Origin of the sequence: Zoogloea sp. (assembly GCF_041904905.1) — a bacterium.
Lineage (GTDB): Bacteria > Pseudomonadota > Gammaproteobacteria > Burkholderiales > Rhodocyclaceae > Zoogloea.
Genome location: NZ_JAYRMI010000051.1, coordinates 1 through 23,834, shown reverse-complemented (window position 1 = coordinate 23,834; position 23,834 = coordinate 1). Strand labels below are relative to the sequence as shown.

Below are 23,834 nucleotides of genomic sequence, written 5' to 3'. Positions count from 1 at the left end.
GCGGCAAATTGACTCAGCTTAAGGCGGCCGACAGCGCCGCTCATCAGAATCCGCTCACATACTGATCGACCCACGGAGACCCCAATGCTTCCCCTGCGCCGCGCGTTGTCCGGCCTGGCCTCATGCCTCGTTTCGCTCCTCCTCGTCGGGACCGCCCAGGCGGACACCTACGAGGTCAAGCTCCCGCCCGAACTCACCACCTCGCCCCGGCTGTGCGACTACGCGCCCTGCAAGGACGTCATGCCCGGTGCCACCAGCTTCTCCGAGCGCAAGGGCCAGCCGCCCTTCGTCGAGGCCTACCTCGATGAAGCCGGCCAGAAGAAGCTCATCGGCTACGTGATGCTGTCCACCGACATCACCGACATCCCGGCCTACTCCGGCAAGCCGGTGGTCACCCTGATCGGCATGGACACCGCCGGCAAGTTTGCGGGCGTCAAGATCCTCAAGCACTCCGAGCCCATCCTGCTCCTGGGCATCCCCGAATCGGCCCTCATCAAGTTCAACAACCAGTACCTGGGCAAGTTCGTCGGCGACAACATCGAGATCGGCAAGTCGCGCCCCGAGGAGAACCTCATCGGCCTCGATGCCATCACCGGCGCCACCGTCACCGTCATCGCCCAGAACCAGGTGATGATGGTCTCCGGCGGCGAGGTGGCCAAGCAGGTGGGCATCCTCAAGCCGGTGGTGCGGCCCCAGGCCAAGTTCCCCCCCGCCGGCCCGGCCCCCAGCTGGGCGCAGCTGGTGGAGGACGGCAGCGTCCAGCGCCTCACCGTCAAGCCCGAAGAGGTCGGCCTCAAGAGCGACGGCCGGCCCTACATGGATCTGTGGTTCGGCTACCTCAACCAGCCCACCGTCGGCCAGGCCATCCTGGGCAAGGACGGCTACGCCAGCCTGATGGCCCGCCTCAAGGAGGGCGAGCACGCCATCTTCATCGTCGCCGACAACAGCATGGACTCCTTCAAGGGCTCCGGCTTCGTGCGCGGCGGCATCTACGACCGGGTGCAGGTGCGTCAGGGCGGCGACAGCTTCACCTTCCGCGATCTGGACTACCTCAACCTGTGGGGCATCTCGGCCACCGGCGCGCCCGCCTTCACCGAGTCGGCGATCTTCATCATCCGCGGCAAGAGCTTCTCCGCCGCCTTCCCCTGGAAGCTGGTGTTCCTGGGCAACAAGATCGACAAGGAAACCGCCGCCAAGACCTTCGCCAACTTCGACAAGGAATACTGGCTCGCCGACAAATACCTGGAAGGCGGCCGCCCGGTGGTGATCAAACCCGACCCGACCTGGCTCAAGGTCTGGAAGGAGCGCAAGGCCGAGATCGCCGGCTTCATCGTCTTCCTCCTCGCCATCTCCGCCGCCTACGCCAGCCGCGACAAGCTGGTGCGCCGCTCCACCCACAAGAACAAGTGGCCGGTCAATGCCTTCAAGTACACCGGCTGGCTGATCTCCATCGGATTTGTCGGCTTCTACGCCATGGCCCAGCCGTCCATCACCCAGGTGCTCACCTGGTTCCACTCGCTGCTCTTCCAGTGGAAGTGGGAGTTGTTCCTGTCCGACCCGCTGATCTTCGTGTTCTGGATCTTCATCATCGCCACCACCTTCCTGTGGGGTCGCGGCTTCTTCTGCGGTTGGCTGTGCCCCTTCGGCTCGCTGTCGGAGGCGCTCTACAAGGTGGGTCAGGCCGTCGGCCTCAAGCGCTTCCAGTTCCACCTGCCCCAGGCCCTCCACGACAAGCTCAAGTGGGTCAAGTACGCGGTGTTCTTCGGCCTCCTGGCGGTCTCCTTCTTCAGCATGGGCCTTGCCGAGAAGCTGGCCGAGGTGGAGCCCTTCAAGACCACTTTCCTGGTCGGCATCACCAACCGCAGCTGGCCCTACAGCCTGTTTGCCGCCGGTCTGCTGGGCCTGTCGATCTTCATCGAGCGCCCCTTCTGCAAGTACCTCTGCCCCCTGGGCGCCGCCCTCGCCATGCCCACCACCTTCCGCTGGTTCGGCCTCAAGCGGAAGGACGAATGCACCAGCTGCAAGGCCTGCGCCAAGGGCTGCGGTTCGCTCGCCATCGACACCAAGGGCAACATCGACCAGCGCGAGTGCATGCTGTGCCTCGACTGCATGGTGTTCTACTACGACGACCACGCCTGCCCGCCGCTGGCCCAGGAGCGCAAGCGCCGCACCAAGGCCGGCCAGCCCCTTACCCCCATCGACGGCAAGGGCTACTTCATCCCCATCCACCCGGCCCCGGTCAACACCAAGAAGGAAGGAGCCGCAGCATGACCATCGCCGACCGCAACGAACTGCGCCAGCCCGCCTACGGCAGCGCCACCGGCGCCCGCTGGCTGGCCGCCGAGCTGTGGGATCACCTGTGGCCCTGGGCCGGGCGCGGCCAGCCGGCCCGCAAAGCCATCCAGGGCGCCGGCTTCGCGCTGGCGATCGCCGCCACCGTCGCCTGGGTGATGGCTGCCCTGGGCCGCCTGGAAGCCGGCGCCATCATCGGCTGGTGGTTCGGCTGGAGCGTCTTCGAGGTCATCGTCCGCCTCGACGCCAAGCCCTACGTGAAGGAAGGCCCCTGGTGGGGCCATCTCTACCGCCGCGCCACGACGATGGACATGATCTGCTACGTGAGCTTCAAGAACCTGCTGATCGGCGCAGCGCTCTTCATCGGGCTGCGCACCCTGGGCATCGTCCAGGTCTGAACCGGCCCAGCCGGCGGCACGCCACCTCCCTGAGGTAAAGTGCCGCCCATGCGCTCCGCCCACCTCATCTCCGAAACCGAAGTCGAATTCACCGCCATCCGCGCCCAGGGCGCCGGCGGGCAAAACGTCAACAAAGTGTCGAGCGCGGTGCATCTGCGCTTCGACATCGCCGCCTCGTCGCTACCCGAGCACCTGCGGGAGCGCCTGCTCCGGCTGGGCGACCAGCGCATCAGCAAGGACGGCATCGTCGTCATCAAGGCGCAGGCGTTCCGCAGCCTCGAGAAGAACCGCGCCGAAGCCCTGCGCCGCCTGCAGGCGATCATCGACAGCGTCTCGACGACGCGCAAACCCCGCCGCCCCACCCGGCCCACCCACGGCTCGGTCGTCCGCCGGCTCGAGGGCAAGGCCCGGCGCAGCGCCATCAAGGCCAACCGCGGGCCTGTCGAATAAGGCGCCAACACCACCCCGATCGACGATAATCGCGGACTTCGATCTTCAACCCGAAGCCGTCGCCCCTGGCGCCCGGCGCCGCGGCGGCCGATCCGCCCCAATCCGGCCCCGTCGCCACCCCATTCCCGCGCCTCCGGCGCCCGCCAGTCGGCCCGCCGACAGGCGCTCACCCCTCACGCCCCAGCGGGCAGGACCACCCCCATGCAACCCGAAAGCTACATCGTCGGCAAGGACGCCTCCCTCGAACACTCCATCGCCACCATGCAGGGCAAGCTCGACGCCCTCGGCTTCCACGTCGAAGAGCGCTCCTGGCTCAACCCCGTGGACGGCATCTGGTCGGTGCACATCCGCGACCGGGACTGCCCCCTGATGTTCACCAACGGCAAGGGCGCCTCCAGGCTCGCCGCCCGGGCCAGCGCCCTGGGCGAGTTCTTCGAGCGCCTGTCGTGCAACTACTTCTGGAACCACTACTACCTGGGCCAGCGCTACGCCGAAGGCGGCGCCGGCCGCGAGTTCGTGCACTACCCCCAGGAGAAGTGGTTCGACCTGGGCCCCGACAGCGACGACGACACCGGCGCCTGGCCCGCCGGCCTGCTCACCCCCGAGCTGCAGGCCTTCTACAACCCCAACGACAGCATCCACGCCGAGAGCCTGGTGGACTTCAACTCCGGCAACCTGGAGCGCGGCATCTGCGCCATCCCCTACCGGCGCCTGCGCGACGACGCCACCGTGCACTTCCCGGTCAACATCATCGCCAACCTGTACGTGAGCAACGGCATGTCGGCCGGCAACACCCAGCCCGAGGCCCGCACCCAGGCCCTCTCCGAAATCTTCGAACGCCACGTCAAGTTCCGCATCATCGGCGAATGCCTGTGCCTGCCCGACGTGCCGGAAGCCGTGATCGCCCGCTACCCCGGCATCGCCGCCGGCATTGCCGGGCTGCGCGCCGCGGGCTTCTGCATCCTGGTGAAGGACGCCTCCCTGGGCGGCCGATACCCGGTGATGAACGTCACCCTGCTCAACCCCCGCGACCAGGGCTGCTTCTCCAGCTTCGGCGCCCACCCGCGCTTCGAGATCGCCCTCGAGCGGGCCCTCACCGAGCTGCTCCAGGGCCGCGCCCTCGACGCGCTGGACGGCTTCCCCGAGCCCGGCTTCGACCCCGAAGAGATCGCCAGCGCCCCCAACATCGAGATCCACTTCGTCGACTCCAGCGGCGTCATCAGCTGGAACTTCCTCGGCGGCAAACCGGATTTCCCCTTCCACGACTGGAACTTCAGCACCACCACCGCCGAAGACTACGCCTGGCTGGTCAACGCCATCCACGCCGAAGGGCGCGACATCTACGTGGCCGATTTCGCCCACCTGGGCGTCTACGCCTGCCGCATCATCGTGCCCGGCATGTCCGAGATCTACCCGGTCGATGAGCTGGAGTTCGAGAACAACAGCGTCGCCAACGCCATCCGCGAGCCCATCCTCTATCTGGCCGACCTGGACGACGACGAATGCGCCGACCTGCTCGACACCCTCAACGAAAGCGGCCTCACCGACGAGCGCCCGGTCGCCCCGCTGATCGGCCTTGCACCGGGGGACGACCCGTTCTGGAAGGATCTGCGCCTGGGCGAACTCAAGACCCTGCTCGCCCTCGCCATCGGCGACGACGACGCAACCCTCGAAGGCTGCGACTGGGTCCGCCACTTCGAGCAGCTCGACCCCGACCGTCGCCGCATCTACCGCTGCATTGAAACCCTGCTCAGGCTCGACGAGAACGAAGACAGCGCCCACTTCGCCCCCGCCCTCGAAGCCCTCTACGGCGCCGACACCCTCAACCGGGCCCGCGCGCTGCTGGACGGCGAAGAGCGCTTCTTCGGCCAGCCCTCCCCCGGCCTCGACCTGGAGGGCTGCGACATGCACCGGCGCCTGCTGGACGCCTACGCCAAGCTACACCCCACCGGCGCCTGAAGGCACGGGGCGGGCGCTCAACCCGCCTCGTCGTAGCTCGACAGCGTCACCCCGGCCGAAGCCAGGCATTCCCGCAGATGCTTCACCTCCACCTTGGCAAACTCGTTGCTGTGGTGGGGGTGATGGAGGAAGAACTCGCGCTTGTTGAGCACCACCCGGAAGCGCGCCCCGTGGCTGGGCTCGATGTCGGCCCCCAGGTGGCGGAGCAGCGACTCCACCTCGCGCCACTGGATGTTGCTGCTCACCGGCTCGCGGTAGATCGCCTCGAGAACGTGACGATGCTTGTGGCTCATGATTTCTCCTCCCGTTGATCGTTGGCGATATTCTTGCACCGCGCGCCCCACCCGCCTACCGCCCCGGCGGCCGGATCGGAGCGCCATCGCACCACCTTTGATCCACGACAAAGAAGGACGTCACCATGCCCGTGCTGCTGCAAGTCGATTTCCCCTTCCCCGGCCCCTGGGGCCCGGCCATGACCGAAGCCCTGCGAGGCCTCGCCGCCTCCATCGCCGACGAACCCGGCCTCATCTGGAAGATCTGGACCGAGAACCCCGCCACCGCCGAAGCCGGCGGCATCTACCTCTTCGCCGACCGCCCCAGCGCCGAAGCCTACCTCGCCATGCACACCGCGCGCCTTCAGGGCTTCGGCATCCCCCGGGTCAATGGCAAGCTCTTCGAGGTCAACGCCGAACTCTCCGCCATCGACCGCGCTCCGCTCTGACGCCCATGCCCTGCCAGCTCGTCGTCTTCGATCTCGACGGCACCCTCGCCGACTCCTTCGACACCTTCCGCCTGTGCCTGGACGACGCAGCCGCCGTCCACGGCTTTCGCAGCCTCGCCGGCGAGGACACCGCCCACATCCGCCGCATGTCGAGCCGGCAGCTCATGGACCACCTGGGCGTCCCCCTCTGGAAAGTGCCCACCCTCGCGGTGGACATGCGCCGGCGGATGTTCGAGCGGATCGACGCCATCCGCCCCTTCCCCGGCGCCGAAGCCACCCTGCACCACCTGCACCGGCACGGCGTAACCCTCGCCCTCGTCACCTCCAACACCCGCGACGCCGCCCGGGCCGTGCTGGGCGCCGACACCCTCGCCCTGTTCCATCACCTGCACTGCGGCGCCAGCCTGTTCGGCAAACGCTTCAAGCTGCGCGAGCTGCTGTGGGCCACCCGCCTCGCCCCCGGCGCCGTCACCTGCATCGGCGACGAGATCCGCGACGCCGACGCCGCCCGCGCCGTCGGCATGGGCTTCCTCGGTGTCGCCTGGGGCTACACCCACCCCGAAGCCCTGCAGGCCCACTGCGACGCCCCGCTGCTGGGCAGCCTCCACGAGCTGCCGGCGCGCCTCCTCGCCCCGCCTTAGCCCCCACCGGGCCCAGGCCCCGTCTTCGCCGCTACACTTCACGCAAATCAAGGCCCGCTGCGGCATTCGGTCGCACACTGCAGGCTATCCGGACTTCCCTGTACCCCAATCCGTGCCCCAACCATCGCGCCCGCTCCGCTTCGTCCTGGCTCTCCTCGCCGCAGGCACGGCCTGCGGCGCCCAGGCAGCCAGCTGGGACGTCAAGCCCGGCGAATCGATCCAGGCCGCCATCGCCCGCGCCGCACCCGGCGACACCGTGCGCGTGGCCCGCGGCCACTACCCCGAAAACCTGCGCATCGACAAACCCCTCAGCCTCGTCGGCATCGACCGCCCCACCATCGACGGCCGCGGCAAGGGCGACACCATCCGCGTCACCGCCACCGACGTCAGCATCGAAGGGCTCATCGTGGCCGACTCCGGCGCCGACCTGGGCGAACAGAACGCCGGCATCTACATCCAGCCCGGCGCCCACCGGGCCCGGGTCAGCCGCTGCGACTTCAGCTACACCCTGTTCGGCCTGTGGATCGAGAAAGCCCAGGACGTGGTGATCGAGCACAACCTCATCACCGGCAAGCGCGACCTCGACTCCTCCCAGCGGGGCAACGGCATCCAGCTCTACAACACCACGGGCGCCAAGATCGTCGGCAACAACATCAGCTTCGTGCGCGACGCCATCTACGTCGATGTCTCCCACCAGGCCCTGTTCCGCGGCAACCGCATGCACCACAGCCGCTACGGCACCCACTACATGAACTCCTACCACAACGTGTGGGAGGAGAACGACACCTACTACAACCGGGGCGGCCTCGCGCTGATGGAAGTGCGCGACCAGATCGTGCGCAACAACCGCGCCTGGGGCAATTCGGACCACGGCATCATGCTGCGCACCATCCAGGACGCCGTGGTCGAGAACAACATCGTCGCCGGCAACGCCCGCGGCTTCTTCATCTACGACGCCGAATACAACACCCTCCGGGGCAACGTCATCGTCGACAACCAGGTGGGCGTGCACCTCTGGGCCGGCTCCACCCGCAACGCGGTCGAGCGTAACGACTTCATCTCCAACCGCGAGCAGGTGAAATACGTGGCCGCCCGGGACGAAACCTGGGGTGCCAAGGAAGGCAACCACTGGAGCAACTACGTGGGGTGGGATCGCAACGGCGACGGCCTGGGCGACGTGCCCTACGAAGCCAACGACATGGTCGACCGTCTCTCCTGGAAACACCCGATGGTCAAGCTCCTGCTGGCCAGCCCGGCGATCCAGACCCTCCGCCTCATCGGCCAGCAGTTCCCGCTGCTGCGCGCCCCCAGCATCGTGGACCCCAAACCGCGCATGCGCCCCGACCATTCCGACTGGAGAAACTGGCTTGGCAAGCACTATCGTTGAAGCCCGCGGGGTGACCAAGGATTTCGGCACCGTTCAAGCGGTAAGAGGTGTCGACCTCGACATCGCCCCCGGCGAACTGTTCGGCCTCATCGGCCACAACGGCGCCGGCAAGAGCACCCTGTTCAAGATGATGCTCGGGCTCATCCCCGTCACCCACGGCACCATCCGCCTCGACGGCGAATCCGTCAGCGGCCCGCGTTTCCGCGAGACCCGCCGCAAGATCGGCTACCTGCCCGAGAACGTCGTGCTCTACGACAACCTCACCGGCCTGGAAACCCTCTTCTTCTTTGCCGACCTGAAAGCCGTGCCGCGCCGCGAATGCGCCGGCCTGCTCGAAAAGGTCGGCCTCTCCCACGCCGCCGGCCGCCGCGTGCGCGAATACTCCAAGGGGATGCGCCAGCGCCTCGGCTTTGCCCAGGCCCTGCTCGGCACCCCGCGCCTGCTGTTCCTCGACGAGCCCACCACCGGCCTCGACCCCGGCGCCATCCGCGACTTCTACCGCATCCTGCGCGAACTCAAGGCCCAGGGCGTCACCATGGTGCTCACCTCCCACATCCTGGCCGAAATCCAGGAACGGGTAGACCGCCTCGCGGTGATGGAAGGCGGCCTCATCCGCGCCACCGGCACCGTGCAGGAACTGCGCGAAGCCATGAACCTGCCCCTCACCCTCGAGATCGCCGGCGGCGGCGGGCTGCGCGAACAAGTCACCCGCCTGCTCGAAGGCATGGCCATCGAAAGCATCGAAGAAGCAGGCAGCGTGCTCCACATCCGCCTGCCCCGCGAAGCCAAGATGCCCGCCCTCACCCGCCTCGCCACCCTCGGCGACACCATGCGCGACCTGCACGTACGCGAACCGTCGCTCGAAGACGTCTTCTTTGGATACCGGTCCGGAAACGGGTAGCGGGTAATGGGAAACGGGGAGTCGGGAGTGGGAAGTGGGAAGTGGGGAAAGCCCCTCCGCTCACCCTGCTTCCTCCCTCCTCCACCACCCACTCCCCAACCCTTTTTTCAACCACACCACCCCCAGCAACGGAACCCCGGTCAAGCCCCTCCGCTCCCCTACTACCCACTCCCCACTCCCCACTACCCACTACCCATAAAGCCCATGCTCTCCATCGACTTCAGACAGATCGGCATCGTCGCCGGCAAGGAATTCTGGGACCGCATCCGCAACCGCTGGGTGCTGGCGGTGGCCGTCGTGTTCACCGTGTTCGCCCTCGTCATCGCCTACTTCGGCGCCGCCCAGCAAGGCGCGGTGGGGTTCCGCTCCATCGAACTCACCATCGCCTCCCTCGTCAGCCTGGTGATCTACCTCATCCCCCTCATCGCCCTCATCCTCGGCTTCGACGCCATCGTGGGCGAACGCGAGCGCGGCTCCCTCGACCTGCTCCTCACCCTGCCCATCACCCGCCGCGAACTCATCCTCGGCAAATACGCCGGCCTCGCCGGGGCGCTCGCCTTCTCCACCATCGCCGGCTTCGGCGCGGTAGGCGTCATCCTCTCCCCAAAGCTCAACCTCAACGCCCTCTTCCACTACGCCGGCTTCATGGGCTCCGCCATCCTGCTCGGCTTCGCCTTCCTCAGCCTCGCGGTGATGCTCTCCGTGTTCGCCACCGACCGCACCCGCGCCTCCGGCCTCGCCATCGGCACCTGGTTCTTCTTCGTGCTGGTGTTCGATCTGCTCCTGCTCGGCGCCCTCGTGGTCACCGCCGGCGACTACGGCGGCGCCATCTTCCCCTACCTCCTCCTGCTCAACCCGGCCGACGTCTTCCGCGTGCTCAACGTCTTCAGCCTAGAAGAAGTGCGCACCCTCTACGGCCTCGCCACCGTCTTCCCCGAAGCCCTCAGCCATCCGGCCACCCTGGGCGGCGTCATGATCGCCTGGATCGTCGCCCCCCTGGCCGCCGCCATCTGGAGATTCGAACGATGAAACTGCTGCCCCGCACCGTGCCCCCCCTCCTCCTGCACACCGCCGCCCTCCTGCTCGTCACCGGCCTGCTCACCGCCTGCGACAAGCACGACCACGCCAGCGCCGGCCCGGCCGAAATCACCAAAGAAACCGCCTGCGCCCTCGACGGCATGTACCTCGCCGACTACCCCGGCCCCAAAGCCCAGATCCTCTACGAAGGCGCCACCGCCCCCGAGTTCTTCTGCGACACCATGGAAATGTTCTCGCTCTACCTCAAGCCCGAACAGGCCCGCAAAGTGGCCGGCATCCATGTTCAGGATCTCGACAAGACCCCCTGGGACGCCCCCAAGGGCAACTGGATCGACGCCCGCACCGCCTTCTACGTGGTCGGCTCCAAGAAGCGCGGCGCCATGGGCCCCACCATCCCCTCCTTCGGCACCCGCGAAGGCGCCGAAAAGTTTGCCCAGGCCGAAGGCGGCAAGGTCTATCCTTTTGCCGAAATCACCGCCGACATGGCCCGCCTCGACGGCGGCGCCCTCCACGACCAGCGCATGTAAGCCCCCACACCGCCCCCCACGCCATGGACAGCTTCTACGACCGCATCGACTTCGACGACGCCATCGAGATCGAACAGCTCTCGCGCCTCATGTACGAAATCCGCGTCGCCCGGGACAACCTGCTCGCCCAGCTGGGCGCCGGCACCCCCGAGCAAGCCCTCGCCGCCATCCGCAGCGGCGAGCTGCCCGAACACCCCGGCTACGAGCAATACCTCACCACCCGCATGCTCACCGACCTCCACGCCGACGTGCGCGCCCGCCTGGCCGAACGCACCCAGGCCGCCAACCGCTAAACACCCCCACCCCGCCATGAGCCTTCACCTCGACCTCGCCGCCGCCATCGAAGAAGCCTTCGGCGAACACCTCGAAGCCCCGGTGGACGTCAAGCTCGACGCCCTCATCGCCCGCCTCGACAACGGCACCGTGCTCGAAGCCCGCATCGCCGCCCCCGACGCCTACACCATCGCCTGGGCCTGGGGCGAAGCCGAACTGCGCATCGACACCGCCCCCCTGCACCCCGAGCTGGCCACCCAGCCCAATCACCTGCACGCCGCCGACGGCACCCTGCGCCCCGACCCACTCACCCGCTGCGGCGACGCTCCCATCGACAACCTGCGCCGGGTGATCCACGCCATCCTGCAAGACCCCCTGCTCGACAACACCCCCGGAGCCCAGCCATGAACCACCGCCTGCGCTTTGCCATCGCCCCCGCCATCCTCGCCGCCCGCATCGCCGGCCAGACACCGGCCGCCACCGCCGCCGACCTATCCCCCCAATACGTCCAGCGCTCCACCCGCTGCCCCGTGTGCGGCATGTACCCCTACCGCACCCCCCAATGGACGGCGCAGATCGTCTTCAACGACCAGACCGCCAGCAGCTTCGACTCCCCCGCAGACATGTTCCGCTTCGTAGGCAACATGATGCTCTTCGACAAAACCCACAAACCCGCCGACATCGGCGCCATCTGGGTTGCCGACTACACCACCAAAGCCTGGGTGGATGCGAAGAAAGCCTTCTACGTCCTCGGATCAAAAGCCCGCGGCCCCATGAACGACCCCAACCTCCCCGCCTTCGCCAGCCGGGAGGCGGCGGATGCGCATGTGAAGGCGGAGGGGGGCAAGGTGCTGGGGTTTGGGGAGGTTACGCGGGATATCGTGAAGAGTTTGGCTGGGGGGCATAACCACTAGGCTGGCGAATCCCAAAACAAAGCGGGCTGGGCATCCTGAGATCAGGGATGGCCAGCCCGCTTTTTACATTAAGCAAACCCTTTTCTTATTGCTCAAACATCCTCACAGCTTTACGCAAGAAAGGAAAAAACACACATATCATTTTATTTCTTTCCGAATATATATCCGACCAATGTACCAAAAAGAATTCCAAGAGAAGTATCAAAGCTGTTCAAATAACTAAGAATCGATGACGAAATTACCACAATAAAAATAATACCCGCCTGGAGCCACTTCTCAAAAACCGCATGACTAGTAGTTTTGTCTAAAGTCGATTTTTTAATATCTTCAACAATCGACATAAAGCGAGTGAGTATCTCATGCCCTTGCTCAGATTGAAGATAGCTAAAAATTGGCCGAAGATCCGTTTCAGACCCTAACTCACCAGCACTCTTCACATCAACTTCATCGCTCATCAATCAACCACCTTAAAGGCCGGCCATTATTAAAATCTGCAGCACCGAAAGCATTCAAACAAAAACCGCTTTCAATTAATAGCCAACATTGAAAACAATCAGCAACCTAAACGCTCAGGAAATACTAACCTCAGGTATAAATGTGTCCCGCGCAATATTTCCAATCGTATTAGTAGCCACAGAATCAAACGTTGCCCCTACAAACCCGCCAATCAAAGGAACAGCTTTTCCTGCATTGACGACACCAGTTTCGCCAAATTTTGTCAGCAACCGAAATCCTACCTTTTGATTAATAGCCGAGATCGTCTTTCCGCTGATATTCTTAATCGCATTTTCGGTTATTTTACGACCAACAACAATTCCAATATCCTTCAAAATATCCTTCGCAGCATTTCCCGTTAAGCAAGCATAAACAAGAGACTTAACTCTATCATCATCAAGATTATGACCTCCCATATGCGCAATCGCAGCAATCATTCGAATTTGCACATACATCACACTTGAAATATTTGCCGGAACTGTCACGGGCATAGTTATAAGACCACCCAGCCCAGTCAAAAACCCCGACGTTCCTGCCTTTGTATTCTGCCACCTAATAAGCGAGTTTGCCTGATCACGGCGCGACCCTTTTATCTTCATATAGTCAGCAGCGAGATCGCGAGCTGAATCAAGCCCCAAAAATCCGCCAACCGCTTTGTCATAACCCCAATCAAGGACTTGCATGATCATATTCTCTGACAGTTCTTTTGACACAGCCACATCCTCAAAAAATTAGCAGAATTAATCGACACCTGCGCATATAAAACCAAGCTTGGTAGATCGGGTTAGCGCAGCACACCCCAACAGTACTCAAGCAACACCCCACTCACTGCGCCTTCAACGGCAGATCCGGCCGCAGCGTATCCAGCATCTCCCGCGTCACCGCTCCCTGCAACGAACACTCCACACGAATGAAAGCCGTCTCCCCGTTGTAAGGCTCGACCATCAGCACCCGCTCCACCGTGTTCGGTTTGGGCAAGCCCGGCTCGGTCACCTCCTTCACCCAGCCCCGCATTGGCTCGTCGTGATGCCACACCTCGGAGCGAACGAACACCTCGTCCTCCGTCCGCAAGCGCTCGCCCTCCCAAAACAGGCCGCGAAGCTTCTGCGCCGCCTCGGTAGTCGACGTCGGCACCAGCAGCCCCCACGAAACAATCAAACCACCCGGAATTCGCTTTATCTCATCGAAGTAACCGATCACGATGAGCCCGCGCACCTCCACCGGCAACGCGAAGAAGCTCTTGCTCTCGGTGTCATGGGCCATATCCGGCACAGGGAAGGTGGACGTACGCCCCCGCGCAATCACCTGCGCGTGACGATCCAGTTCGCCACGGCTCGCGCTTACCTCGTCGAAGAAACGGGCATCACAATAGGACAGTGACGAGACTAGGCGCTCGCCGAGGGATGTCTGGGCGCCTGCCGAGGCTGACAGGAGAAATAAGGTGATAGCCGAGAGGGTTTGAAGATACGGTAGTTTCATTAGACGCTCTCAGAGAAGATTTTAAGTACGGCTTTATTTCGTCGGGCATGCTGGCAGTCGCGCAGATAAAACTAGCCCATGCATAACTTAAGGAAACTCAGTGACCGTCAACTATCGACCCAATCCCGCCGTTGAGCTTTGAGGCAAGCAGTTGTTCAACGCCCGCGTTAACAGACGTCCACCTGCGAAGCTGGTGGACGCCCTGTTGAACAACCAGTTAGGCCACCATTGCAGCGAGTGACGGCAGAAAGGGCCCCACTACAGGTCCCAAAACCTGCATATGGTCTGCAAGGATGCCCATGAAGCGGTGGTATTTCTCTTTGAACGCAGCAGTTCCACGTGTCGCCCGGAGGTCTTCAACTGCACCGCCTAGTTCAGCTTCAAGAGACTTGGGTAGGTTGGCTGCAATGACGGCATCAAGGAGCTTGGCGAAGAGTTCGGGGTCAATACCTTTTTGCAGCTTGGCGGTTTGAGTCACATTGGTGCTGCCTGACGACAGGTTCTGCACGTCTCCCGTTATGTATGTATTGAATATGTGTTGAACAGTCTCTTGCGGAACGGGCTTTTCATTCGCCATTGCTTCTCCTGCGGCCGGATTCTGGGCTTCAATTTCTAGGGCAAAGTTTAGAACGCGTGTTCGAACGGTATCCAAAGCAGCTACTAATGCCGATGTCGGAATGACCTTCCATGCCTGCATGCAGACCATGTGTTTGTAGATTTGCTGCCCAAAGTGAGCAACCACATCAGGATTCCAAGGCTCTTGCAATGTTCCTGATGTGCTGTTCTCAACAAGTGATGCCATTGCTGCTATGGGCTGCATCAAGTATGAGTGCCCCAAACTTTCGCGGAAATCTTCGGGAAGGCAAAGCAGTGGGATGTCGGCATTGCGAAGACCCGACCCGAAAGCCCCACTGAAGTGGCCCTTTGAATTGACGCTTAATACTCTGTACTCAGGAAGATCGTCCTTGTTGTCGTAGCCGGATAGTTCATTTTCAATCCAACGCTTGAAGTCATCGTTGCCGAGGCGAGCCGCCAGAACCTTGCACTTGCGAAGTAAGGTCGGCAAATCGACGGACGAATCGATCGCAGCGTCTTGTATTTGGCGTAGAAGCGACATGATGTGTGTATTGGTGGCCTAACTTTGTTTTCTGGCGACAGTTCTGACGCATAACATTAAAATGCCGAATCACACGGCTGGCAAGTTGTTGTTCAAAAACGCAAACAACGAAAAATACAAAATAACACGGCGGGGAAAGCAGTGGCCGACAGCATAGTAGGGTGATGCGATCCATATGGTACATGTGCTGATGGCATTCCGACTCGCCTGGATGACTGCTATCTGGACCCAGGGCAATCGCACCTAAATGGCATGGCCTGATTTCGGTAAATTTTGCACAATTCTTGTGCAAACTGGCTCGTCCCTAGGCGATTGAACATCAGCCGCATGCCATCTTGAAGATGCTTTGGCATCCCGACGGGCTCTCGGTTGCCTAAAATTTAAGCAATCTCCGACCGTTTTGGCCGTGCATGACATTAAGGTGCGATTACCCTGTATCTGGACCGGGCGGTGACCGGCCACTTCTTGCCGCTAGCAGCCCCCAGCCAGCCCAACCGCACCAACCGGGGGTTCTTCACGCCTTACCTAGCGGCTCTCCCTCACCCCGCATCCTTCTCCTTCTTCCCCCGACCGCCGCCGGTCTTCTTTTCGGACTTCTTCTTCAGCCCCATCGACGCGAGTTCGTCGGAGTCTTCGCCGTAGGTGGCGCGGACCTGGGTCTTGCAGCCGTTCATCACGTCGTGGCGCTTGTTTTCGGCGATGGCGCGGGCGTCGCGGATGGCTTTGTAGGTGTTGTGGGCGACGGTTTCGGCTTCGTTCAGTCGCAGGCATTCTTCGTGGGCTGCGGTAGCGGCTTCGAGGCTGAACTCGGGATTGGAGGATTTATAGTCGGCGATGCTCTTGAGGCCGTAGTAGGCGGCTTCGTCGGCGCGGATGACCGCCGGGGCGAGGTTCTTGAGTTGCACTTTCGTCATGATGGTTTCCGTTACTGGATTGAACATGGAATGTGGCGCCACGACGAAATATTACAGTTGGGCGGCATGTTGTGGAATATGCCGTTGGATATAGAACACTCAAAAATCCGATAAAAATCGGGATTTTTTATACGGATGGGGGTTGTCTGCCGGATTTTTCTGGGCAAGGGGTGGGAATGTTGTGATTGCCGTTACGGCAATGGGAAGATGCGGCGGCGCAGCAATGGTGGCTGGGGTTGACGGGCTGGTCGGGTATGGCGAGGGCCGGGGTTTGCGGCGGTGGTGGCGGATTGGCGGTGTGGTGGGGAGGTGCGTGGAGGGGCGGTGGCAGGCGTGGGCGACTGAAGTCGCCCCTTCGGGTTGAGGGTGCGGCGGGTAAGGTGGCCGTCTTGATGCTGGCGGTGCAAACCTTCATGTTGACCTGCGCAACCCTTATGTTGACCGTCGCTACCTTTATGTTGGGCCGTGCACTGTTCTTGTTGACGGCGCTAACCTTTCAGTTGACCGCCCTAACCTTTATGTTGGGTCGTCAACTAAAGGGTTAGGACGGTGCACTGTTTGAGTTGACGACCCAACATAAGGGTTTCGCCCGTCAACATCGTCTGTTGCGTCGTGCACTGCGTTCTGCAGTGGCGTGATCGCCTTGATCCGGGGGCCGGGAGACGATGTTGGGTGGCGTGATGAAGGATGGCGCCGCAGGATTGAAGGGCGTGGGCCGGCCACCGCCGGGTTGGCGGGTGTGACTGCCTGGGTGTGGGGGCGCTTGCTGCGGTCGTGGCGTTGCGAGGGGACGTGGCGGGCCGCCAGCCCTTTTTCATGGCTCGATCAGGTGCTTCGTCACCATACAACCCGTGCCCACGGCGCCGCGTTCAGGCATCATGTTGGCCCTTACCGCTCACAGGGAAACGCCGGGCCACCCGAGGTTTCCTTGCCCCTTTCAGGGGCGGGCCTGGCATCGCCCGGCCCTGGGGGCGTCCAACACTACGCCCACGAAAGCCCTGCCATGTACCCCATCAACGACATTGACGCCCAGTTGCTGCTGGCCACCCTGATTGCTGCCAAGCGGCGGCCTGCCGAGTTGGTGGAGATTGTGGCGGCGGCAGAGTTTCTGGGGTGCCCGGTCACGTCCGGCAACCTGTGGGCGGAATCTTTCCGGCGCTTTGCCACCCATGATCTGATGGTGGCGGTGGATGGCCGGTATGCGCTTACCCCGGCCGCCCAGGCGCTGGGCGAGGGCTTGCCCAAGAAGGCGGATACCGCGGAGCGGGTGTTTCTGGTGCGCGAGCGCCTGTCGGAATACACGCCGGCCGAGAAGACCGCGTCGATCCCCATGAGCGTGGAGCAGATGGAGGCGGCCATGGCGGCCCACGCTGCCAACGCGGCTCAGGGCGGCAAGAACCTGCTGATGCCCAAGCCCAAGCTGTCGGAAGAGGAAGAACAGCGCCGCCGCGGCCCCCATCGCCGCTTTGGCGGTCGCGGCCGGGGGTGATCGGCCCCGGCCGGGGGGGGTCAGGGCGTTTCGTCGCGCTGGGCCACCCACCAGCGCTTGCCGTTCCAGTAGAGCAGCACATCGATGCCGGCTTCGGTGCCCAGGAGCACCGCGTCGCCCTTCCAGCGGCGGGACAGGCGCGGCCAATCCTTGATGGCGGGGTCGCTGCGCAGAAGGATGCGGATGGGCTTGTCGTCTTCGTCCCAGATGGGGGTGGCAAAGTGGCGTTGCTTCTGGATGAGGCTGCATTGCCGGCCGTGGGCGATCACGATGGTCAGCAGGGTGGGGTCGAAGCGGCGCCGGAAGCCCGACCAGGGGTCGGATGCGCGGTCGGCGACCGCGCCGGGGGCGTGCCCTGGGGGCAGCACCCACAGGCGGTCGGGCTTGCGGTCGCCATCGAAATCCCCTTCCCACACTTTGCCGGGGGTGCCGTTATAGGTGGGCGGGCCGGCGTCGCACAGGCTGGGGGTGGCAAGGGCGGCGCCGCTGGCGGCGGTCAGGCTCACGGCGATGCAGGTCGCGAGCCGGCTAAGGGTGAAACTCATGGGGTGGCGAGCCTCGTTTTCCAGTCGTTGAGGAAGGGTGTGGGGTCGATGAGATCGGCCCGGCGCATGAAGGGTACGCCATCGCCGCGGCGGGCGGAGTGCTCGGCGGATTTCTGGCTGAGGGGGCCGCTGGCGTCGCCTTTATACATCTCCAGGTGGAGCATGGCGCTGGGCACACTGATGCCGACCAGCAGGCCCACCTTGGCAATCGGCTGGCCGATCTTCACGGTGTCGCCCTTGCGCAGGGTGCAGCCGGGCTTGATCTCGCCATAGCGCAGCACAAAGTCGCCGTGGTCGATCTCGAGGGCGTCGGTTTCGGCGTAGAAGGCGTAGGGGTCGCGCAGCACCGTGCCGTCGCGCACGGCATGCACGATGCGGCCCACCGGGGCGTACAGATCGCAGCCGGCGTGGGCGCGCTTGCCGCCGTTGCGGTTCGATCCGAAAGCGCGGGGCGAATGGGCCCAGTCGGCGGTGGCGGGCTGGGCAAAGGGGAAGCAGGTGTCGCCGGGGGGCGGCACGGTGACGCTGCCTTCCACCACGGCGCTGAGGCGCTGCCAGGTGCGCCCGCCGGGGTCGATGCGGCCATCCACCCCAAAGCCGCAGAGGCTCTGAAAGGCGCGGATGGCCTTGACCGTGGACGAGGGCCGCGGCGGCCGGACGATGCCGCCATCCACCCCGCCGGGGTCGATCTCCGCGCGCCCGAGCAGCTGGGCGGCCTGGGTGAGCAGTTGCTGGACGACGGTGACATCTGGCGCGAGGTTCTTCGCGCCCTTCTCCCACGCGCCTACCGATGCGGTGATGTTCATGATGAACGCTCCTTGCCGTGAAGGTGGCCGCCGGCGGCGGCGCCCCTTGCTTCAAGCATAGTCGCTGCGTGGGGTTTGTGGCCCTTTCAGGCGATGGCGAAGGGCGACGGTGGGCCGGCGCAGCCCGCCGGTGAGCAAGGCTCGGGCGGGCCTTGCTGTGCGCCCCGCCGGGGCGCCCTGCGCCGCCCGCGGGGTTTTGCTCGGGCACCGGCGGGGGTTGGCGGTTGGGCGGGCTTGCGCGGTGGCGCGCGGCGCCCGCGGGGTATCGACCGGAGATGAGCCGTCGGCCATCCTTTGGATGGGCGACGCAGGCCGCCCCCGCAGCGTGTGCCGACACCTTGCGGCGGCGCGGCCCGGGGCGGTGGGCTCGCGGAACATCGCGCTCGCCGCGCGCGGCCGGCAACGGCGCGGCGGCGCCTTTCTGCCCGGCGACGACGGGGCCGGGCGGGCCGTTCAGCGCGGCGGGGCCACCGCCTGCCGGGCGTCGAGGGTGCCCAGCACGCCGGCGGCGGCCAGCAGCACCAGGCGCCCTACGTGCCATTCGGCAAGGGTGCGCAGGTGCTCCTGTCGGGCCTCGTTGTAGGCGCCCTGGGTGTTCAGCAGCTCGGCGATGTCGCCCACGCCGCGCTCATAGCGCCGCCCGGCGCTTTGGTGGGCGGCGCGGGCGGCATCCAGCAGCGCCTCGGCGTGGCGTAGCCCGGCGAGCGCCGCCAGGGTGCTGGCGTGGGCCTTGGCCACGTCGAGCGCGGCCTGATCCTGCGCCTGCTGCAGCCCGGCTTCGGCCTGGGCGAGCTGGGCCTGGGCGCCCTTGAGCTTGTAGCTGCGCGACCACCCTTCGAACAGGGGGATAGAGAGGGTCAGGCCCATCGTCGCCACCTGCGTCCGCATGGTGGACAGGCCCTGGTTGGGGTAGCCGTTGCTGAACCAGGAGCCGTTGAAATCCAGCGTGGGCATGCCTTCGGCCCGCGTGGCTTCGGTACGCGCCCGCGCGGCTTCCACCTGGGCCTGGGCGGCGGCGACGGCCGGGTGGTGGCGCGCCACGCTGCCCAGCCACAGGGCCAGATCGCCCGGGTCTGTGGCCGGCAGCGCGTCCAGGGTGTCGGGCAGCGCCGGCTCGCTGCCGGCGGGCAGGCCGATGGTGTGCACCAGCTCGGCCTGCGCCTGGCGCCGCTGGCCGCGCATGCGCGCCAGCGCCAGTTCGGCCCGGGCGAGCACGGTGCGGGCCTGCAGCGTGTCGATGGCGGCGGCAACGCCGCGCGCCTCGCGGCGCTGGGCGCTGGCGTGGCTCTCGCGCGCCAGGGCGACGGCCTCCAGCTGGGCGCGCTCGCCGGCCAAGGCGGTCAGCGCGTCGTAGTAGCGGCTGGTGAGTTCGCCCAGCAGGCGCTGCAGGGTGGCGTCGCGGCTGGCCAGCGCGGCGGCCAGCAGGCGGTCGGCCAGGCCCAGGTTGGCGCTGCGGACGCCAAAATCCCACAGACGCCAGCTCGCGGTGGCCTGCTGGGTGGTGCCCCACGCGGTGTTGTCGGCGCCTTCCATGTCGGGGTAGCGGGTGGCGGTGCGCAGGCGGCCAAGGCCAAGGTTGACGCGTGGCAGATAGGCGGCCCGCGCTTCGCCCACGCTGGCGGCCTGCGCCTGCACCGCGGCGGCGCTGGCGCGCCATTGCGGATTGAGGCACAGCGCGGCGGCGGCGGCGTCCGAAAGCGTGAGCGGTTGCGGCAGCGCGGTGGCGGCGACGGGGCACGGCCCCGAGCCGATCTCGGCCGGCAGCAGCAGGCGCCCATCGGCCTGGGGCACCTGGAGCGGATCGGACAGCCGCTCGCGCAGCGCGCGCGGATCGATCTGCGGGGGGGCGGCCACCGCGGGGACGGCCGGCGGGGTGGGCGGCTGCGCCTGCCCCCGGGGCGTGCCCCGGCGCCAGCGGGCCAAGCAGCAGCACGGCGGCCATCGCCCAGGCGGAGAGACGACGTTCAGCGCTCATGCAGGCTCTCGCGGCCGTGGCGCAGCAGGGGCGACAGCACGTAGTCGATAAGGCGCCGCTCGCCGGTGACGATTTCGGCGCTGCCGCTGAGGCCGGGGCCGATGGGCGCGGCCTGGCCGTCCACCGTCACGCTGCGGCGCGACAGGGTGAGGCGCACCGGGTACAGGGGGCCGCGGCGTTCGTCCTGCACCGCGTCCCGGGCGATCTGGCGCACGGTGGCGGGCACGCTGCCGTAGCGGGTGTATTCGTAGGCATCGAGCTTGACCTGGGCTTGCTGGCCTTCGCGCAGGAAGCCGATGTCGCGGTTCTCCACCATCGCCTCCAGCTCCACGTCGGCCAGGGAGGGCACGATCTGCATGAGCGGCTGCGCGGCCGGCACGATGCCGCCGACGGTGTGGGCGGCGAGCTGGTGCACAGTGCCCTCCACCGGCGCGGTGACCCGCAACAGCTCGCCATGCGACTGGGCGCGCCGGGCCTCGGCCTGCGCCGCGTCGAGCTGGCGCTGCGCTTCCTGGCGGGCGTTCTGGGTGGCGGTGCGCAGCTCGGCGACGACGGCGGCGCGCTGGGCGCGGGCGCCGGCGAGCTGGCTTTCCAGTTCGAGGCGGGCCTGCTCCTTCTCCATCCAGGCGTGCTGTGCCACGTCGCGGCTGCGGGCCAGCTCGGCGTAGTCGTGGGCGCGCTGGGTGGCCAGCGGCAGTTCGGCGCCGCAGCGGCGGATCTCGGTATCGAGGCGGGCCAGCCGGGCCTGCAGGTCGGCCCATTGATCGAGCAGGTGGCGGTGTTCGGTGCGCAGGCGGACGAGGTCGGCGCCGGGCAGGCTGGGCAGGGCCGGCGCGCGCCCGCTGTCGAGCGCCTGCAGCAGCGCGCCGGCGCGGGCGATCTGGAGTTCGGCCTGGGTGCGCGCCTGCTCGGCGGCCTGCAGGTCGCCGTCGCTGAGCCGGGTGTCCAGCTCGATCAGCAGATCGCCAGCGCGCACGGCCTGCCCTTCTTCCACGTGCAGCGCACGCACGCGGGCGGTTTCCAGTACGGCCACGGTCTTGCTCTGGCCCCGCGGCACGATGCGCCCGGCGGCATTGACGATGATCTCGGTGTGCCCCAGCAGGGCCCAGGCCAGCACGCCGACGACGCCCAGCACGATGAGCCGCGCCACCCAGCGCGCGGTGGGCGAGGTGGGCTCGGCCTGCAGGGCCAGCGCAGCGGGCAGGAACTCGGCTTCGTCGCGGGTGTGGGGCGGCGGCGTCAGGGTGTCGCGGTGCTGCCAGGCATGGCGCCAGGCCTGACGGTAACGGGCCAGCAGTTCGGCGGCGGCCTGCAGCCGGTGGATGAGTGCCATGGTCTCAGCGCTCCTGTTCGGCCGGGGCTGCGCCGGCGTCGCCGAACTGCAGGCGGTACAGGCGGCTGTACACCCCTTGGGGGTTTTGCAGCAGCGCGGCATGGGGGCCCAGCTCGACGATCTGGCCACGCTCCATCACCACGATGCGGTCGGCGTCGCGCACCGCGGAGAGGCGGTGGGCAATGATCAGCACGGTGCGCCCCCGGCAGATGCGGCGCATGTTGTCCTGGACGATGCGTTCGGATTCGTAGTCGAGGGCGCTGGTGGCCTCGTCGAAGATCAGGATGCGCGGGTCGGTGAGCAGGGCGCGGGCAATGGCGATGCGCTGGCGCTGGCCGCCCGACAGCCCGGTGCCGTGCTCGCCGACGACGGTGTCGTAGCCCTCGGGCAGCTCGCAGATGAATTCGTGCGCCCCGGCGAGCTGGGCGGCCTGAATCACCGCCTCGATCGGCGCCGCCGGCTGCACCAGCGCGATGTTGTCGCGCACCGAGCGGTTGAACAGCATGTTCTCCTGCAGCACCACGCCGATCTGGCGGCGCAGGCTGGCGGTGTCCACCACCGCAATGTCCTGGCCGTCGATCAGCACGCGCCCGCGGTCGGGCACGTAGAGGCGCTGGGCCAGCTTGGTGAGGGTGCTCTTGCCCGAGCCGGAGCGCCCGACGATGCCGATGACCTCGCCGGGCTGGATCTGCAGCGACACCTGGCGGAGCACGTCGGCGGTGTCGGGCCGGTAGCGGAACGACACTTGATCGAAGGCCACCGCGCCCTGCAGCCGCGGCAGCCGCGTCTTCTGCCCGCTCACTTCGGGCAGGGTGTTGAGGATGTCGCCCAGCCGGCTCATGGAGATGCCCACCTGCTGGAAGTCGTTCCACATCTGGGCCAGACGCAGAATGGGGTTGGCCACCTGCCCGGCCAGCATGTTGAAGGCGACGAGTTCGCCCACGCTCAGGCGGTGCTCGATCACCAGCCGGGCGCCGAACCATAGCAGCGCCACCGTCACCAGCTTGCTCACCAGCTGCACGCCGCCGCTCGCCAGCGTGGCCACGCGGGTCACGGCGAGGCTGGCGCCGACGTAGCCGGCGAGCTGCCGATCCCACTGCTGGGTCCAGCGCGGTTCGACCGCCAGCGCCTTGACGGTGTCGATGCCACTCACCGTCTCGACGAGGAAGGACTGGTTCTCGGCCCCACGGTTGAACTTCTCGTCGAGCCGCCGCCGGATCAGCGGGGTGAACAGCAGGGACAGCAGCACATAGATCGGGATCGAGCCCAGCACGATCAGGGTGAGCGGCACGCTGTACCAGAACATCACCGCGATGAAGACGCCGGAGAAGAGCAGGTCCATCGCGAGGGTGAGCACGTTGCCGGTCAGGAAGCTGCGGATGTTCTCCAGCTCGCGCACCCGCGCCACCGAGTCGCCGACGCGGCGCGCCTGAAAGTAGGCGAGCGGCAGCGCCAGCAGGTGCCGGAACAGCCGCGCGCCCAGCTCGACGTCGATCTTGCTGCTGGTGTGGGCGAACACCCAGCTGCGGATGCCCGACAGTAGCGCCTCGAACACGGTGGCGCCAAGCAGGCCGATGGCGATGACGTTGAGGGTGGTGAGCGCCTGATTGACCAGCACCTTGTCCATCACCACCTGGAAGAACAGCGGGGTTGCCAGACCGATGAGCTGAAGCACCAGGGATACCAGCAGCACCTCGGCGAGGATGCGGCGGTATTTGACGATGGCCGGGATGAACCAGCTGAAGTCGAAGCGCGCCAGCGCGCCGCTCCAGCTGGCCTTGCTGGTGATGTACACCAGCTCGCCGGTCCACACCGCCTGCAGCTGTTCCAGCGTCCACAGCGTGGGCGGCTCGCCGGCCCGCTGTACCAGCACCCGGCCGTCGGCGCCCAGCCGCGCGACGATGAAGTGGCGACCGTCCGCGTCGCAGGCGATGGCCGGCAGCGGCGCGCGGGCCAGCCGCGCGGGGTCCTGGCGGACGGTGCGCGCATGCAGGCCCAGGCCGCGGGCGGCGATCAGCAGCGTGGCGCGGTCGAACGGGCCTTCGCCGTGGGCGTGGCGCAGCTGCGCCTCGTCGGTGGCCACGCCGTGCAGCGCGGCGATGGCCATCAGGCTCCACAGGCCGGCGTCGGGCGTGGTGGGTGCGGAGGGATTCACGGTCGGGGTTGGCACGGTGGGCGTC

Annotated in this window: 25 protein-coding genes; 14 read left to right on the top strand and 11 right to left on the bottom strand. The window is 66.0% G+C overall.

Going from position 1 to position 23,834, the window contains the following annotated elements; translation table 11 throughout:
* Window positions 1-84: 84 nt before the first annotated feature.
* The 4 genes from ACE3N6_RS13790 (at window position 85) to ycaO (ending at window position 5,099) form a co-directional block, all read left to right on the top strand.
* The gene (locus tag ACE3N6_RS13790; protein ID WP_374246351.1) at window positions 85-2,271 is read left to right on the top strand and encodes a 4Fe-4S binding protein; all 2,187 of its coding nucleotides are present in this window, start codon (window positions 85-87) and stop codon (window positions 2,269-2,271) included.
* On the top strand, window positions 2,268-2,690 hold the full coding sequence (locus ACE3N6_RS13785) for a transcription regulator (protein WP_374246350.1): 423 nt from the start codon (window positions 2,268-2,270) through the stop codon (window positions 2,688-2,690). The genes ACE3N6_RS13790 and ACE3N6_RS13785 overlap by 4 nt, the downstream gene beginning before the upstream one ends.
* A gap of 48 nt (window positions 2,691-2,738) precedes the next feature.
* Window positions 2,739-3,140 carry an alternative ribosome rescue aminoacyl-tRNA hydrolase ArfB gene (gene arfB, locus ACE3N6_RS13780; RefSeq protein WP_374246349.1) on the top strand — a complete coding sequence of 134 codons (402 nt, stop codon included), beginning with the start codon at window positions 2,739-2,741 and terminating at the stop codon, window positions 3,138-3,140.
* A 201-nt stretch (window positions 3,141-3,341) separates the two neighbouring features.
* Complete coding sequence (gene ycaO / locus ACE3N6_RS13775) at window positions 3,342-5,099, top strand: 30S ribosomal protein S12 methylthiotransferase accessory factor YcaO (RefSeq protein ID WP_374246348.1); 1,758 nt, start codon at window positions 3,342-3,344, stop codon at window positions 5,097-5,099.
* A 17-nt stretch (window positions 5,100-5,116) separates the two neighbouring features.
* On the opposite strand, the gene ACE3N6_RS13770 is transcribed toward ycaO, so the two are convergent.
* A complete protein-coding gene (locus ACE3N6_RS13770) occupies window positions 5,117-5,392 on the bottom strand; it encodes a type II toxin-antitoxin system HicA family toxin (RefSeq protein WP_374246347.1) in 276 nt (91 codons plus the stop codon).
* Between the two features lie 125 nt (window positions 5,393-5,517).
* On the opposite strand from ACE3N6_RS13770, the gene ACE3N6_RS13765 reads away from it, so the two are divergent.
* From ACE3N6_RS13765 to ACE3N6_RS13725, 9 genes are all read left to right on the top strand, one after another.
* Window positions 5,518-5,820 carry a monooxygenase gene (locus tag ACE3N6_RS13765; RefSeq protein WP_374246346.1) on the top strand — a complete coding sequence of 101 codons (303 nt, stop codon included), beginning with the start codon at window positions 5,518-5,520 and terminating at the stop codon, window positions 5,818-5,820.
* A 5-nt stretch (window positions 5,821-5,825) separates the two neighbouring features.
* On the top strand, window positions 5,826-6,461 hold the full coding sequence (locus ACE3N6_RS13760; RefSeq protein WP_374246345.1) for an HAD hydrolase-like protein: 636 nt from the start codon (window positions 5,826-5,828) through the stop codon (window positions 6,459-6,461).
* Window positions 6,462-6,573: 112 nt separating this feature from the next.
* Complete coding sequence (locus ACE3N6_RS13755) at window positions 6,574-7,848, top strand: nitrous oxide reductase family maturation protein NosD (protein ID WP_374246344.1); 1,275 nt, start codon at window positions 6,574-6,576, stop codon at window positions 7,846-7,848.
* Window positions 7,829-8,749, top strand: coding sequence for an ATP-binding cassette domain-containing protein (locus tag ACE3N6_RS13750; protein ID WP_374246343.1), 921 nt, complete (start codon window positions 7,829-7,831; stop codon window positions 8,747-8,749). The genes ACE3N6_RS13755 and ACE3N6_RS13750 overlap by 20 nt, the downstream gene beginning before the upstream one ends.
* A 213-nt stretch (window positions 8,750-8,962) precedes the next feature.
* The gene (locus ACE3N6_RS13745; protein WP_374246356.1) at window positions 8,963-9,778 is read left to right on the top strand and encodes an ABC transporter permease; all 816 of its coding nucleotides are present in this window, start codon (window positions 8,963-8,965) and stop codon (window positions 9,776-9,778) included.
* Entirely contained in the window at window positions 9,775-10,314 is a 540-nt protein-coding gene (locus ACE3N6_RS13740; protein WP_374246342.1) for a nitrous oxide reductase accessory protein NosL, read from the top strand. Before ACE3N6_RS13745 ends, ACE3N6_RS13740 begins: the two co-directional genes overlap by 4 nt.
* 23 nt (window positions 10,315-10,337) lie before the next feature.
* Window positions 10,338-10,607, top strand: a complete 270-nt coding sequence (locus ACE3N6_RS13735; protein WP_374246341.1) for a hypothetical protein — start codon at window positions 10,338-10,340, stop codon at window positions 10,605-10,607.
* Between the two features lie 16 nt (window positions 10,608-10,623).
* Window positions 10,624-10,995 (top strand): hypothetical protein, encoded by a 372-nt coding sequence (locus tag ACE3N6_RS13730; protein WP_374246340.1) that lies wholly within the window; start codon window positions 10,624-10,626, stop codon window positions 10,993-10,995.
* A complete protein-coding gene (locus tag ACE3N6_RS13725) occupies window positions 10,992-11,501 on the top strand; it encodes a nitrous oxide reductase accessory protein NosL (RefSeq protein WP_374246339.1) in 510 nt (169 codons plus the stop codon). The genes ACE3N6_RS13730 and ACE3N6_RS13725 overlap by 4 nt, the downstream gene beginning before the upstream one ends.
* 143 nt (window positions 11,502-11,644) lie before the next feature.
* Here ACE3N6_RS13725 and ACE3N6_RS13720 read toward each other — a convergent pair whose 3' ends face one another.
* From ACE3N6_RS13720 to ACE3N6_RS13700, 5 genes are all read right to left on the bottom strand, one after another.
* Complete coding sequence (locus ACE3N6_RS13720; RefSeq protein WP_374246338.1) at window positions 11,645-11,956, bottom strand: hypothetical protein; 312 nt, start codon at window positions 11,954-11,956, stop codon at window positions 11,645-11,647.
* A 114-nt stretch (window positions 11,957-12,070) separates the two neighbouring features.
* Entirely contained in the window at window positions 12,071-12,709 is a 639-nt protein-coding gene (locus tag ACE3N6_RS13715; protein WP_374246337.1) for an EcsC family protein, read from the bottom strand.
* 112 nt (window positions 12,710-12,821) lie between these two features.
* The gene (locus ACE3N6_RS13710) at window positions 12,822-13,475 is read right to left on the bottom strand and encodes a hypothetical protein (protein ID WP_374246335.1); all 654 of its coding nucleotides are present in this window, start codon (window positions 13,473-13,475) and stop codon (window positions 12,822-12,824) included.
* A 217-nt stretch (window positions 13,476-13,692) separates the two neighbouring features.
* On the bottom strand, window positions 13,693-14,592 hold the full coding sequence (locus ACE3N6_RS13705) for a hypothetical protein (RefSeq protein ID WP_374246334.1): 900 nt from the start codon (window positions 14,590-14,592) through the stop codon (window positions 13,693-13,695).
* Window positions 14,593-15,131: 539 nt separating this feature from the next.
* Window positions 15,132-15,506, bottom strand: coding sequence for a hypothetical protein (locus tag ACE3N6_RS13700; RefSeq protein WP_374246333.1), 375 nt, complete (start codon window positions 15,504-15,506; stop codon window positions 15,132-15,134).
* Between the two features lie 1,003 nt (window positions 15,507-16,509).
* Between ACE3N6_RS13700 and ACE3N6_RS13695 the strand changes: the two genes are divergently transcribed.
* Window positions 16,510-16,995 carry a hypothetical protein gene (locus tag ACE3N6_RS13695; RefSeq protein ID WP_374246332.1) on the top strand — a complete coding sequence of 162 codons (486 nt, stop codon included), beginning with the start codon at window positions 16,510-16,512 and terminating at the stop codon, window positions 16,993-16,995.
* Between the two features lie 20 nt (window positions 16,996-17,015).
* On the opposite strand, the gene ACE3N6_RS13690 is transcribed toward ACE3N6_RS13695, so the two are convergent.
* The 5 genes from ACE3N6_RS13690 to ACE3N6_RS13670 form a co-directional block, all read right to left on the bottom strand.
* Complete coding sequence (locus ACE3N6_RS13690; RefSeq protein WP_374246330.1) at window positions 17,016-17,540, bottom strand: hypothetical protein; 525 nt, start codon at window positions 17,538-17,540, stop codon at window positions 17,016-17,018.
* On the bottom strand, window positions 17,537-18,346 hold the full coding sequence (locus ACE3N6_RS13685) for a peptidoglycan DD-metalloendopeptidase family protein (RefSeq protein WP_374246329.1): 810 nt from the start codon (window positions 18,344-18,346) through the stop codon (window positions 17,537-17,539). The genes ACE3N6_RS13690 and ACE3N6_RS13685 overlap by 4 nt, the downstream gene beginning before the upstream one ends.
* A 453-nt stretch (window positions 18,347-18,799) precedes the next feature.
* The gene (locus ACE3N6_RS13680) at window positions 18,800-20,200 is read right to left on the bottom strand and encodes a TolC family protein (RefSeq protein WP_374246328.1); all 1,401 of its coding nucleotides are present in this window, start codon (window positions 20,198-20,200) and stop codon (window positions 18,800-18,802) included.
* A gap of 110 nt (window positions 20,201-20,310) precedes the next feature.
* Window positions 20,311-21,654, bottom strand: coding sequence for an HlyD family type I secretion periplasmic adaptor subunit (locus ACE3N6_RS13675; protein WP_374246327.1), 1,344 nt, complete (start codon window positions 21,652-21,654; stop codon window positions 20,311-20,313).
* A gap of 4 nt (window positions 21,655-21,658) precedes the next feature.
* Window positions 21,659-23,834 (bottom strand): type I secretion system permease/ATPase (locus ACE3N6_RS13670; protein WP_374246326.1); only part of this gene is annotated, 2,176 nt, incomplete at its 5' end.